Genomic DNA, 13355 nt, shown 5'->3' on the forward strand with positions numbered 1-13355 from the left:
ATTTCCAGCGAGCAGGAGATGGTGTGAGTCCTGCATTCCCTAACGATAAGATTATCCTCTCAAAAACTCAAGTCTGAAGCTAGTAAGATTTGACGTTCCCCACGTTACGGGATAAGAGGGAGAAAGACTAAATCTTTTTCCGAATAAAGGTGGTACCACGATTTTCGTCCTTTTTGGCAGTCGTGGTTTTTAATTTGTTATTATTTATAAAGGAGATACAATGAAACTCAAAGATACCCTTAACCTTGGGAAAACAGCTTTCCCAATGCGTGCAGGACTTCCAACCAAAGAGCCAGTTTGGCAAAAGGAATGGGAAGATGCAAAACTTTACCAACGTCGTCAAGAATTGAACCAAGGAAAACCTCATTTCACCTTGCATGATGGCCCTCCATACGCGAACGGAAATATCCACGTTGGACACGCTATGAACAAGATTTCAAAAGATATCATTGTTCGTTCAAAATCAATGTCAGGTTTTTACGCACCATTTATCCCGGGTTGGGACACACATGGTCTGCCAATCGAGCAAGTTTTGGCAAAACAAGGTGTCAAACGTAAAGAAATGGACTTGGTTGAGTACTTGAAACTTTGCCGTGAATACGCTCTTTCACAAGTAGATAAACAACGTGAAGACTTCAAACGTTTGGGTGTTTCTGGTGATTGGGAAAATCCATATGTGACTTTGACTCCTGACTATGAAGCAGCTCAAATCCGTGTCTTCGGTGAAATGGCTAATAAAGGCTATATCTACCGTGGTGCCAAACCAGTTTACTGGTCTTGGTCATCTGAGTCAGCCCTTGCTGAAGCAGAGATTGAATACCATGACTTAGTTTCAACTTCCCTTTACTATGCCAACAAGGTAAAAGATGGCAAAGGAATTCTAGATACAGATACTTACATCGTTGTTTGGACAACTACTCCATTTACCATCACTGCTTCTCGTGGTTTGACTGTTGGAGCGGATATTGATTACGTCTTGGTTCAACCTGCTGGTGAAGCTCGTAAGTTTGTGGTTGCTGCAGAATTATTAACTATCTTGTCTGAGAAATTTGGTTGGGCTGATTTTCAAGTCTTGGCAACATACCGTGGTCAAGAATTGAACCACATCGTAACAGAACACCCATGGGATACGGCTGTAGATGAGTTGGTGATTCTTGGTGACCACGTTACGACTGACTCTGGTACAGGTATTGTCCATACAGCCCCTGGTTTTGGTGAGGACGACTACAATGTTGGTATTGCTAATGGTCTTGAAGTCGCAGTGACTGTTGACGAACGTGGTATCATGATGAAGAATGCTGGTCCTGAGTTTGAAGGTCAATTCTATGAAAAGGTAGTTCCAACTGTTATTGAAAAACTTGGCAACCTCCTTCTTGCCCAAGAAGAAATCTCTCACTCATATCCATTTGACTGGCGTACTAAGAAACCAATCATCTGGCGTGCAGTACCACAATGGTTTGCCTCCGTTTCTAAATTCCGCCAAGAAATCTTGGACGAAATTGAAAAAGTGAAATTCCACTCAGAATGGGGTAAAGTTCGTCTTTACAATATGATTCGTGACCGTGGCGACTGGGTTATCTCTCGTCAACGTGCTTGGGGTGTTCCGCTTCCTATCTTCTATGCTGAAGACGGTACAGCGATTATGACTGCTGAAACGATTGAACACGTGGCTCAACTCTTTGAAGAACATGGTTCTATCATCTGGTGGGAACGTGATGCTAAGGACCTTTTGCCAGAAGGATTTACTCATCCAGGCTCACCAAATGGCGAGTTCAAAAAAGAAACTGATATCATGGACGTTTGGTTTGACTCAGGTTCATCATGGAATGGAGTTGTTGTAAACCGTCCTGAGTTGACTTACCCAGCAGACCTTTACCTAGAAGGTTCTGACCAATACCGTGGTTGGTTCAACTCTTCACTCATCACATCTGTTGCCAACCATGGCGTAGCACCTTACAAACAAATCTTGTCACAAGGTTTTGCCCTTGATGGTAAAGGTGAGAAGATGTCTAAATCTCTTGGAAATACCATTGCTCCAAGCGATGTTGAAAAACAATTTGGTGCTGAAATCTTGCGTCTTTGGGTAACAAGTGTAGACTCAAGCAATGACGTACGTATCTCTATGGATATCTTGAGCCAAGTCTCTGAAACTTACCGTAAGATTCGTAACACTCTTCGTTTCTTGATTGCTAACACATCTGACTTTAACCCAACTCAAGATTCAGTAGTTTACGATGAGCTTCGTTCAGTTGATAAGTACATGACGATTCGCTTTAACCAGCTTGTCAAGACCATTCGTGATGCATATGCGGACTTTGAATTCTTGACAATCTACAAGGCCTTGGTGAACTTTATCAACGTTGATTTGTCAGCCTTCTACCTTGATTTTGCTAAAGACGTTGTTTATATCGAAGGTGCCAAATCATTGGAACGCCGTCAAATGCAGACTGTTTTCTATGACATTCTTGTGAAAATCACCAAACTCTTGACTCCAATCCTTCCTCACACAGCAGAGGAAATCTGGTCATATCTAGAGTTTGAAGCCGAAGACTTCGTTCAATTGTCAGAATTGCCAGAAGCGGAAACTTTTGCTAATCAAGAAGAAATCTTGGATACATGGGCAGCCTTAATGGACTTCCGTGGACAAGCTCAAAAAGCCTTGGAAGAGGCTCGTAATGCCAAAGTTATCGGTAAATCACTCGAAGCACACTTGACAGTTTATCCAAACGAAGTGGTGAAAACTCTACTCGAAGCAGTAAACAGCAATGTAGCTCAACTTTTGATCGTGTCAGACTTGACCATCGCAGAAGGACCAGCTCCAGAAGTTGCTGTTAGCTTTGAAGATGTCGCCTTCACTGTTGAACGCGCTGTAGGTGAAGTATGTGACCGTTGCCGTCGTATTGACCCAACAACAGCAGAACGTAGCTACCACGCAGTCATCTGTGACCACTGTGCAAGCATCGTAGAAGAAAACTTTGCAGACGCAGTCGCAGAAGGATTTGAAGAGAAATAAGGTTGTTGTATGATACTAAGAAGGAAAAGGATTGCCAAACAGTCCTTTCCTTTTTGGTTTTGACTAGCTTTTTTGTGAAAAATTGTGTAAAATAGAATAGATAAACGAGGGAAAACCTCGGAAAATTTAAAGGAGAATCCATCTAATGGTAAAATTGGTTTTTGCTCGCCACGGTGAGTCTGAATGGAACAAAGCTAACCTTTTCACTGGTTGGGCTGATGTTGATTTGTCTGAAAAAGGTACACAACAAGCGATTGACGCTGGTAAATTGATCAAAGAAGCTGGTATCGAATTTGACCAAGCTTATACTTCAGTATTGAAACGTGCGATCAAAACAACTAACTTGGCTCTTGAAGCTTCTGACCAATTGTGGGTTCCAGTTGAAAAATCATGGCGTTTGAACGAACGTCACTACGGTGGTTTAACTGGTAAAAACAAAGCTGAAGCTGCTGAACAATTTGGTGATGAGCAAGTTCACATCTGGCGTCGTTCATACGATGTATTGCCTCCAAACATGGATCGTGATGATGAGCACTCAGCTCACACAGACCGTCGTTACGCTTCACTTGACGACTCAGTTATCCCAGATGCTGAAAACTTGAAAGTGACTTTGGAACGTGCCCTTCCATTCTGGGAAGATAAAATCGCTCCAGCTCTTAAAGATGGTAAAAACGTATTCGTAGGAGCTCACGGTAACTCAATCCGTGCTCTTGTAAAACACATCAAAGGTTTGTCAGATGACGAAATCATGGACGTGGAAATCCCTAACTTCCCACCATTGGTATTCGAATTTGACGAAAAATTAAACGTAGTTTCTGAATACTACCTTGGAAAATAAAAATTGTAAGTCTAGAATTGATTTCTAGGCTTTTTATGTTAGTATGGTAGTATGATAAGGAATAAAAAACAAGATTATGTATTGGCCTACAAGCAACCAGCGTCAACGACATATAAGGGTTGGGAAGAAGAGGCCTTACCGATAGGCAATGGTTCTTTAGGAGCAAAAGTATTTGGCCTTATAGGGGCTGAGCGGATTCAATTCAATGAAAAAAGTCTCTGGTCTGGTGGTCCACTTCCTGCTAGTTCAGATTATCAGGGTGGAAATCTTCAGGATCAGCATAACTTTTTAGCTGAGATTCGGCGGGCTTTGGAAAAGAGAGATTACAATCGGGCTAAGGAACTGGCTGAACAGCACCTAGTTGGGCCCCAAACGAGTCAATATGGGACCTATCTGTCCTTTGGAGATATTCATATTGAGTTTAGCAAGCAAGGCAAGACTTTGTCTCAGGTGACGGATTACCATAGACAGCTTAATATCAGTAAGGCGCTTGCGACGACTTCTTATGTCTATAAGGGAACGAAATTTGAACGTGAAACTTTTGCGAGTTTTCCAGATGATCTCTTGATTCAGAGCTTTACTAAGGAAGGGGCGGAAACTCTAGATTTTACTATAGAACTGTCGCTGACCCGCGATTTGGCTTCTGATGGAAAGTATGAGCAGGAAAAATCTGATTACAAGGAATGCCAGCTGGATATCTCAACGTCTCATATCTTGATGAAGGGACGGGTTAAGGACAATGACCTGAAGTTTGCTAGTTATCTAGCTTGGGAAACGGATGGAGATATTAGAGTTTGGTCAGATAAGGTTCAGATATCAGGAGCCAGTTATGCCAATCTCTTCTTGGCAGCTAAGACGGATTTTGCCCAAAATCCTGCTAGCAATTATCGCAAGAAAATAGATTTAGAGAAACAGGTTAAGGACTTGGTGGACACAGCTAAAGAAAAGGGCTATGCCCAATTGAAATCAAGGCATATTGAGGACTACCAAGCTTTATTTCAGCGTGTTCAATTGGATTTGGGAGCTGATGTTGACACATTCAATACAGATGATTTGCTAAAAAATTATAAGCCACAAGCGGGGCAGGCTTTGGAGGAGCTGTTCTTCCAGTATGGACGGTATTTATTGATTAGTTCTTCCAGAGATTGTCCAGATGCTCTACCAGCTAACTTGCAAGGGGTCTGGAATGCGGTCGACAATCCTCCTTGGAATTCGGACTATCACTTAAATATCAATCTGCAGATGAATTATTGGCCAGCCTATGTTACCAATCTCCTAGAGACGGCTTTTCCAGTCATCAACTATATCGATGATTTGCGAGTCTATGGTCGCCTAGCAGCTGCAAGGTATGCAGGAATCGTCTCTCAGGAAGGGGAGGAGAATGGTTGGTTGGTTCATACTCAAGCGACTCCCTTTGGTTGGACGGCACCTGGTTGGGATTACTATTGGGGTTGGTCGCCAGCTGCCAATGCGTGGATGATGCAAACTGTTTATGAGGCCTATACATTTTATAGGGACCAAGACTATCTCAGGGAGAAAATTTATCCCATGTTGAGGGAAACGGTTCGTTTTTGGAATGATTTTTTACATGAGGATAGGCAGGCACAGCGTTGGGTGTCTTCTCCGTCTTATTCTCCAGAACATGGGCCGATTTCGATTGGCAATACTTATGACCAATCTCTGATTTGGCAATTATTCCATGATTTTATTCAGGCTGCTCAAGAATTGGGGCTGGATGAGGCTTTGTTGACTGAGGTCAAGGAGAAGTTTGACTTGCTTAATCCCCTTCAAATCACTCAATCTGGTCGAATCAGGGAGTGGTATGAGGAGGAAGAGCAGCATTTTCAAAATGAGAAAGTGGAGGCCCAGCATCGACATGCTTCCCATCTAGTGGGACTCTATTCTGGCACTCTCTTTAGCTACAAGGGACAGGAGTATCTTGAAGCTGCGCGTGCTAGCCTCAATGATCGTGGAGATGGGGGCACAGGCTGGTCTAAGGCCAATAAGATCAATCTTTGGGCGCGTCTAGGAGATGGCAATCGAGCCCATAAATTATTAGCAGAGCAGTTAAAGTCATCCACCTTGTCAAATCTTTGGTGTAGCCACCCTCCTTTTCAGATAGATGGTAATTTTGGTGCTACTAGTGGCATGGCAGAAATGTTACTTCAGTCTCATGCAGCTTATCTGGTACCTCTAGCCGCCCTACCCGATGCTTGGTCAACAGGTTCTGTTTCAGGCTTAATGGCACGTGGACATTTTGAAGTTAGCATGAGGTGGGCGGATAAAAAACTCTTACAGATGACCATTTTATCAAGAAGTGGAGGAGATTTGCGAGTCTCTTATCCAGATATTGAGAAGAGTGTGATTGAAATGAATCAAGAAAAAATAAAAGCGAAATGCATGGGGAAAGATTGTATTTCGGTAGCAACAGCAGAAGGCGATCTGGTTCAATTTTATTTTTAAGAAGATGTTAGAAGGCAGTAGTTTGAGACTGCCTTTTAATATGGATTTGAGAATGTAAGCAGTTTCCAACTAGTTGAAAAAGCGTTATAATGGTAGTAGGAAGTAATTTGTTTGAGAGAGGATGGGTCTGATGGCTTATATTGAGATGAAACACTGTTACAAGCGTTATCAGGTTGGGGATACGGAGATTGTGGCCAATCGTGATGCGAATTTTGAGATTGAAAAGGGTGAATTGGTTATTATTCTAGGTGCATCTGGTGCAGGTAAGTCAACGGTTCTTAACCTTCTTGGGGGAATGGATACCAATGATGAGGGGGAAATCTGGATTGATGGTGTCAATATTGCAGACTATAGTTCCCACCAGCGTACCAATTACCGCCGCAATGATGTAGGCTTTGTTTTTCAGTTTTATAATCTAGTTTCCAATCTAACCGCTAAGGAAAATGTGGAGTTGGCTTCAGAAATCGTGACAGATGCCTTGAATCCTGAACAGGTCTTGACAGATGTAGGTCTGGCTCATCGTCTCAATAACTTTCCAGCCCAGCTTTCTGGAGGGGAGCAACAGCGAGTCTCCATTGCACGCGCGGTAGCCAAAAATCCTAAAATTCTCCTTTGTGACGAACCAACTGGAGCCTTGGATTATCAGACAGGTAAACAAGTCTTGAAGATTCTCCAAGATATGTCTCGTCAAAAGGGAGCGACGGTGATTATCGTGACTCACAATGGAGCTTTGGCGCCCATTGCTGATCGCGTGATTCATATGCACGATGCCAGTGTCAAGGATGTGGTGATCAACCAGCATCCTCAGGATATCGACAGTTTGGAGTACTAGCATGATCAAGCGAAAAACCTATTGGAAGGACTTAATTCAGTCCTTCACAGGCTCCAAGGGGCGTTTTTTATCCATCTTAACCTTGATGATGTTGGGATCTCTAGCCTTAGTAGGCCTCAAAGTGACTAGTCCCAACATGGAGGCGACAGCTAATGCTTATTTAACAACTGCTCAAACCTTGGATTTGGCAGTCATGTCTAACTATGGCTTGGATCAAGCAGATCAAGAAGAACTAGAACAGACCCAGGGCGCAGAGGTCGAGTTTGGCTACTTGACAGATGTGACTATGGATAATGGGCAAGATGCTATTCGGCTGTACTCCAAACCAGAGCGAATTTCAACCTTTCAGTTAAGAGAGGGACGACTTCCTCAGTCAGATAAGGAAATCGCTTTGGCCACTCATTTGCAAGGCCAATACAGCGTGGGACAGGAGATTAGTTTTAAAGAAAAAGAAGAGGGTCATTCCTCTTTAAAAGACCATAGGTATACCATTACTGGTTTTGTGGATTCAGCTGAAATCCTCTCTCAGAGAGATATGGGCTACGCAGGAAGTGGAAGTGGGACTCTGACAGCCTATGGGGTGATTTTACCTAGTCAGTTTGATCAGAAAGTCTACAATATAGCTCGTTTGAAATATCAAGATTTGTCAGGTTTAAATGCTTTTTCAGCAACTTATGAAGAAAAATCCAAACAACATCAGGAAGAGCTTGAACAAGCTTTGTCAGATAATGGCAAGGCACGTCTGCAAGTCTTGAGAAAAGAAGGACAAGAGTCTCTAGACAAAGGCAAAGAAACCCTTGATAAGGCTGAGACTAATCTGCAGGAAGGCCAGCGTCGTTTAGCAGCTGCTCAAGCTCGTTTACAGGCTCAGGAAAGTCAACTAGCCTTGCTTCCTCAAGCTCAGAGAGAGCAGGCTAGTGCTCAACTTACCCAAGCTAAGCAGGAATTGGGTAAAGAAGAGGATAGACTAAAGCAGGCTGAACAAAATCTAGCCCAAGAAAAGGAAAAACTAGAAAAACATCAGCAAGTCTTGGATGATTTGGCTGAGCCCAAGTATCAAGTCTATAATCGTCAGACCATGCCTGGCGGTCAAGGCTACCTCATGTATAGTAATGCTTCAGCCAGTATTCGGGCAGTGGGCAATATCTTTCCTGTAGTGCTTTATGCCGTAGCAGCTATGGTGACCTTTACAACCATGACTCGTTTTGTGGATGAAGAGCGAACTCATGCAGGGATTTTTAAGGCCTTGGGCTATCGTAGTAAGGATATTATCGTCAAGTTTCTCCTCTACGGTCTAGTAGCTGGGACTGTAGGAACAGCTCTAGGTAGCATACTTGGACATTATTTACTAGCAGGTGTGATTTCAAGTGTCATTACAAAAGGCATGGTGGTGGGAGAAACCCAGATTCAGTTCTATTGGACCTATAGCTTACTGGCTCTTGTCTTGAGTTGGTTGGCGAGTGTGCTACCAGCCTACTTGGTAGCTCGTAGGGAACTTCATGACGAAGCAGCCCAGCTTTTATTGCCTAAACCTCCTGTTAAAGGAGCTGAAATCTTACTAGAGCGCATCGGTTTTATCTGGCGTCGTCTCAGTTTTACCCATAAGGTAACAGCCCGTAATATCTTCCGTTATAAACAGCGGATGTTGATGACGATCTTTGGTGTGGCAGGTTCAGTCGCTCTGCTCTTTGCAGGTTTGGGAATTCAATCCTCTGTAGCAGGAGTTCCGTATAGACAGTTTCAACAAATCCAACAGTATCAAATGATTGTCTCTGAAAATCTTAGTGCGACCAATCAAGACAAGGCAAATCTAGAAGAAGTGTTGAAAGGTCAGGCTATTCAAGCCTACCAGAAAATTTATTCTAAGACGCTAGACAAGGATTTTAAAGGCAAGGCTGGTCTTCAGACTGTTACTCTTATGATGACAGAGAAGGAGGATTTGACTCCCTTTATCCATCTGCAACATCATCAGCAGGAGCTGACATTAAAAGATGGCGTCGTTATTACAGCTAAACTTGCCCAGCTGGCAGGTGTCAAGGTTGGACAAACTCTAGAAATTGAAGGTAAGGAATTAACGGTTGCTGCTATTACTGAGAACTACGTTGGTCACTTTATTTATATGAGTCAAGCTAGCTATGAGCAAATTTACGGACAGCTACCCCAAGTCAACACTTATCTGGTCTCGCTAAGGGATACCAGTGCTCCTAGTATCGAAAGACAGGCAGGCTTACTTATGAATCAAGCTGCGGTGTCCAGCGTTGTCCAGAATGCTTCAGCCATTCGGCTCTTTGACTCGGTCGCAAGTTCACTCAATCAGACCATGACCATCTTGGTTATCGTGTCGGTTCTGTTGGCTATTGTTATCCTTTACAATCTAACCAACATTAACGTAGCTGAGAGAATCCGTGAACTCTCCACTATCAAGGTTCTCGGTTTTCATAACAATGAAGTCACTCTCTACATTTACCGTGAGACGATTGTGCTGTCCCTTGTGGGAATTGTCCTTGGTCTAGCAGCTGGTTTCTATTTACATCAATTTTTGATTCAAATGATTTCGCCTGCAACTATTCTCTTTTATCCGCAGGTAGGCTGGGAAGTCTATGTAATCCCAGTGGCAGCAGTAAGCACCATTTTGACCTTGCTTGGTTTCTTTGTCAATTATCATCTGAGAAAGGTTGATATGCTTGAAGCCTTGAAATCTGTAGAGTAAGGTAGTTGTTTTTATCTGATTGAACTTATATTTACTCGTAAACAAAAATCCTCCGTTTCAAAGAGTAGGGAACTCTTTGTGACAGAGGATTTTTTCTATAGGGCTTTAGCAGCTGCAATTGCGGCTTCGAAGTTTGGTTCAGAGTTGATATTGTCCACGTATTCAACGTAGCGAATAGTATTGTCAGTATCAAGGACAAAGACTGCACGTGCCAATAGGTGCCATTCATTGATTAAGAGGGCATAGTCATGTCCAAAGGAATGGTCGAAATAGTCTGAGAGCATGATGGCGTTTTCAATACCTTCAGCACCGCACCAACGTTTTTGGGCAAAGGGTAGGTCCATGGAAACAGTCAAGACGACCGTGTTGTCCAGTCCAGCCAGTTCTTCATTAAAACGACGTGTTTGAGTTGAGCAGATGCCTGTATCGATAGAAGGAACGACACTCAAAACTTTTTTCTTGCCATCAAAATCAGCCAGAGATTTTTTAGAAAGGTCTGTTGTAGTGAGTGAAAAATCAAGTGCCTTGTCGCCTACTTGTAGTTGTTTACCTGTAAAGCTCACAGGATTTCCGAGAAAAGTTACCATAAGATACTCCAATCTTTTTTCTTCCATTTTAGCTGAAACAGTCGGAATTTTCCAATGATTTGACCGGAAATATGGGCATAGAAAAAAACGCCAGCTCATGTGAGAATGACGTTTTTCAGAGGCTTATACTCAATGAAAATCAAAGAGCAAACTAGGAAGCTAGCCACAGGCTGTACTTGAGTACGGCAAGGCGACGCTGACGTGGTTTGAATTTGATTTTCGAAGAGTATTATTTTGCCAATCCTTCAGCAATCTTATCAAGGTTGTATTTCATCATGTTGTAGTAGCTGTCGCCTTCTTTACCTTGTTCTGCGATAGAGTCAGTAAAGATTTGTGCGTAGATTGGGATGTTTGTATCTTGTGAAACAGTCTTCATTGGACGGTCATCCACACTTGATTCTACAAAGAGTGAAGGAGTTTTTGTTTGGCGAAGTTTTTCAACCAAGGTCTTGATTTGGTCAGGAGTTCCTTCTTCTTCAGTATTGATTTCCCAGATATAGGCACTTGGGACACCGTAGGCTTTAGAGAAGTATTTGAAGCATCCTTCGCTGGTTACGATGAGTTTTTTCTCAGCAGGGATGTTGTTAAATTTCTCCTTAGCTTCCTTGTCAAGTTTGTCTAGCTTATCAGTATATTCTTTGAGATTTTTTTCGTAGAATTCCTTGTTGCTAGGGTCTTTAGCGCTCAATTGTTTAGCGATATTCTTAGCAAAAATCATACCGTTTTCAAGGTTAAGCCAAGCGTGTGGGTCTTCTTTGCCTTTTTCGTTTTGGCCTTCAAGGTAGATAACATCAACGCCTTCGCTGACTGCAAAGTAGTCTTTGTTTTCAGTTTTCTTGGCATTTTCTACCAATTTTGTAAACCAAGCATTGCCACCTGTTTCAAGGTTGATCCCGTTATAGAAAATCAAATCAGCTTGAGAAGTTTTCTTAACGTCTTCAGGGAGTGGTTCGTATTCGTGTGGGTCTTGGCCAACAGGAACGATACTGTGAAGATCAATCTTGTCACCGGCAATATTTTTAGTAATATCAGCGATGATTGAGTTTGTAGCAACAACTTTTAGTTTTTGACCAGAAGCTGCATCTTTTTTTCCGCTACCACATGCTACAAGAACAATGGCGGAAAGAAAAAGAACCAACAATGTACCTAATTTTTTCATTAGATCCTCCAATTTATTGGGGTTTTACCCCTTATTTTAACAAATGTTTATTTTTCAGTTTCAAATATCGTTGTTTTGGAGCGATAAAGAAGCTAATGAGAAAGAAACTAGCAGCTGTGAGCACGATACTAGAACCTGCCGCAACGTTAAAGCTATAGCCGATAAAGAGTCCCAAAACTGAAGCAGTAGCTCCAAAAGTTGAGGAAAGGAAAATCATGCTTTTCAGGCTATTAGCATACAGATAAGCAGTTGCAGCTGGGGTAATCAGCATGGCTACAATCAGGATAGTTCCGACACTTTGCATGGCTGTCACAGACACGAGAGTCAGGAGTACCATGAGAAGGTAGTGATAGAAATTGACAGGCATTCCCATGGCTTTAGCCAAGAGTTCATCAAAGGATGTTATCAAGAGTTGCTTGAAGAAAATCCAGATTAACAAGAGAATGACTGCCCCAACACCCATAGTAATAAACATATCCGTATCTTGGACGGCTAGGATATTACCAAAAAGGATATGGAAAAGGTCAGTTGAACTTTTAGCGACACTAATCAAGATGATACCGAGGGCTAAGAAAGAAGAAAAGGTAATGCCGATGGCGGTATCGCTTTTGATAATCGAGTTCCCCTTGATGTAGGTAATGATGATGGCAGCTAGCAATCCAAAGACAATGGCTCCGATAAAGAAGTCAACGCCCAAAATGAAGGAGAGGGCTACACCTGGTAAGACAGCATGTGAAATGGCATCTCCCATGAGTGACATCCCGCGTAGGATGATGAAACATCCTACAGCTCCAGCTACGACCCCGACGACAATGGCTGTTATCAAGGCATTTTGTAAGAAATGGAATTTTTGCAATCCATCTATAAATTCTGCAATCATAGGTCACCTCCATTGAAAAAGAGTCGATTACCGTAAGCTTCTTTGAGATTGGCTTCGGTAAAGGTTTCTTTGGTTGGACCAAAGGCAATCACTTCTCGATTGACAAGCAAGACTTGATCGAAGTAGTGGGGAACCTTGCTGAGGTCGTGGTGGACGATGAGAACCGTCTTTCCAGCTTTTTTCAAATCTCTCAGCGTATTCATGATGATTTCCTCACTGACAGAGTCAATCCCAACAAAGGGTTCATCCAAGAGGATATAGTCGGCTTCCTGCACCAAACATCTGGCAATCAAAACCCGCTGGAATTGACCTCCAGAAAGTTGACTGATTTGACGTTCAGCATAGTCAGCTAGGCCGACGATTTCAAGGGCTTCTTGCACTTTCTTCCAATGTTTAGCATTTAAACTGCGAAAGAGAGGAATAGAGGGAAATAGTCCTAGCGAGACGCATTCCTTGACCTTGATGGGAAAGTTGTAGTCGATATTGATTTTTTGTTCGACATAGGCAATTCGGTGTAAGGATTTTTTAACTTCCTTGTCATCGAGAAATGCCTGACCTTGATGTGGGATAATTCCCAGCATCCCTTTTAATAATGTTGATTTTCCAGCACCGTTTGGACCAATGATACCGGTAATTGTTGGTCCTTGGAGCACTAGTGAAATATCCTTAAGTGCCAATGTTTCTTTGTAGGAGACACTGAGGTTTTCGATACGTATCATAAACTTATATTCCTCCTGTCTCTTAATATACATTAAAAAAAAAATTAAGTCAAGTTAATTTTTGAAAAAATTAAAATAATAACTGAAAAATGATGGAAAAGGAAAGTTCATTTTTAATTGCATTCCCAAGCAATTTTTGTTAAGCTAGCAATAA

The 13355-nt window shown here is 42.4% G+C and carries 9 protein-coding genes; 5 read left to right on the plus strand and 4 right to left on the minus strand.

Annotated features, from left to right (window positions below; all coding sequences use genetic code 11):
- The first annotated feature begins 220 nt into the window (after positions 1-220).
- The 5 genes from ileS (at position 221) to M1G12_RS06095 (ending at position 9856) form a co-directional block, all read left to right on the plus strand.
- Entirely contained in the window at positions 221-3013 is a 2793-nt protein-coding gene (gene ileS, locus M1G12_RS06075; protein ID WP_247949563.1) for an isoleucine--tRNA ligase, read from the plus strand.
- Between the two features lie 145 nt (positions 3014-3158).
- Complete coding sequence (locus M1G12_RS06080; protein WP_000240129.1) at positions 3159-3851, plus strand: phosphoglycerate mutase; 693 nt, start codon at positions 3159-3161, stop codon at positions 3849-3851.
- 51 nt (positions 3852-3902) lie between these two features.
- The gene (locus tag M1G12_RS06085) at positions 3903-6314 is read left to right on the plus strand and encodes a glycoside hydrolase family 95 protein (protein ID WP_247949564.1); all 2412 of its coding nucleotides are present in this window, start codon (positions 3903-3905) and stop codon (positions 6312-6314) included.
- 130 nt (positions 6315-6444) lie between these two features.
- The gene (locus tag M1G12_RS06090; RefSeq protein WP_247949565.1) at positions 6445-7146 is read left to right on the plus strand and encodes an ABC transporter ATP-binding protein; all 702 of its coding nucleotides are present in this window, start codon (positions 6445-6447) and stop codon (positions 7144-7146) included.
- Position 7147: 1 nt separating this feature from the next.
- On the plus strand, positions 7148-9856 hold the full coding sequence (locus tag M1G12_RS06095; RefSeq protein ID WP_247949566.1) for an ABC transporter permease: 2709 nt from the start codon (positions 7148-7150) through the stop codon (positions 9854-9856).
- Between the two features lie 95 nt (positions 9857-9951).
- Here M1G12_RS06095 and tpx read toward each other — a convergent pair whose 3' ends face one another.
- The 4 genes from tpx to M1G12_RS06115 all read right to left on the minus strand — a co-directional run bounded on the left by tpx (position 9952) and on the right by M1G12_RS06115 (position 13201).
- Positions 9952-10443, minus strand: coding sequence for a thiol peroxidase (gene tpx, locus M1G12_RS06100; protein WP_247942502.1), 492 nt, complete (start codon positions 10441-10443; stop codon positions 9952-9954).
- 229 nt (positions 10444-10672) lie between these two features.
- A complete protein-coding gene (gene psaA / locus M1G12_RS06105; protein WP_247942503.1) occupies positions 10673-11602 on the minus strand; it encodes a metal ABC transporter substrate-binding protein in 930 nt (309 codons plus the stop codon).
- Between the two features lie 31 nt (positions 11603-11633).
- Entirely contained in the window at positions 11634-12482 is an 849-nt protein-coding gene (locus M1G12_RS06110) for a metal ABC transporter permease (RefSeq protein ID WP_033682180.1), read from the minus strand.
- Entirely contained in the window at positions 12479-13201 is a 723-nt protein-coding gene (locus M1G12_RS06115; RefSeq protein WP_000619164.1) for a metal ABC transporter ATP-binding protein, read from the minus strand. The genes M1G12_RS06110 and M1G12_RS06115 overlap by 4 nt, the downstream gene beginning before the upstream one ends.
- Positions 13202-13355 lie beyond the last annotated feature (154 nt).

This window comes from Streptococcus mitis (assembly GCF_023110375.1).
In the GTDB taxonomy this organism is placed as follows: Bacteria; Bacillota; Bacilli; order Lactobacillales; family Streptococcaceae; genus Streptococcus; species Streptococcus mitis_CI.

Bases quoted from the DNA above. Each gene is read 5' to 3' on its own strand.
- M1G12_RS06090 (WP_247949565.1), top strand. From the start codon at position 6,445: ATGGCTTATATTGAGATGAAACACTGTTACAAGCGTTATCAGGTTGGG.
- psaA (WP_247942503.1), bottom strand. From the start codon at position 11,602: ATGAAAAAATTAGGTACATTGTTGGTTCTTTTTCTTTCCGCCATTGTT.
- M1G12_RS06085 (WP_247949564.1), top strand. From the start codon at position 3,903: ATGATAAGGAATAAAAAACAAGATTATGTATTGGCCTACAAGCAACCA.
- M1G12_RS06095 (WP_247949566.1), top strand. From the start codon at position 7,148: ATGATCAAGCGAAAAACCTATTGGAAGGACTTAATTCAGTCCTTCACA.
- ileS (WP_247949563.1), top strand. From the start codon at position 221: ATGAAACTCAAAGATACCCTTAACCTTGGGAAAACAGCTTTCCCAATG.
- tpx (WP_247942502.1), bottom strand. From the start codon at position 10,443: ATGGTAACTTTTCTCGGAAATCCTGTGAGCTTTACAGGTAAACAACTA.
- M1G12_RS06115 (WP_000619164.1), bottom strand. From the start codon at position 13,201: ATGATACGTATCGAAAACCTCAGTGTCTCCTACAAAGAAACATTGGCA.
- M1G12_RS06110 (WP_033682180.1), bottom strand. From the start codon at position 12,482: ATGATTGCAGAATTTATAGATGGATTGCAAAAATTCCATTTCTTACAA.
- M1G12_RS06080 (WP_000240129.1), top strand. From the start codon at position 3,159: ATGGTAAAATTGGTTTTTGCTCGCCACGGTGAGTCTGAATGGAACAAA.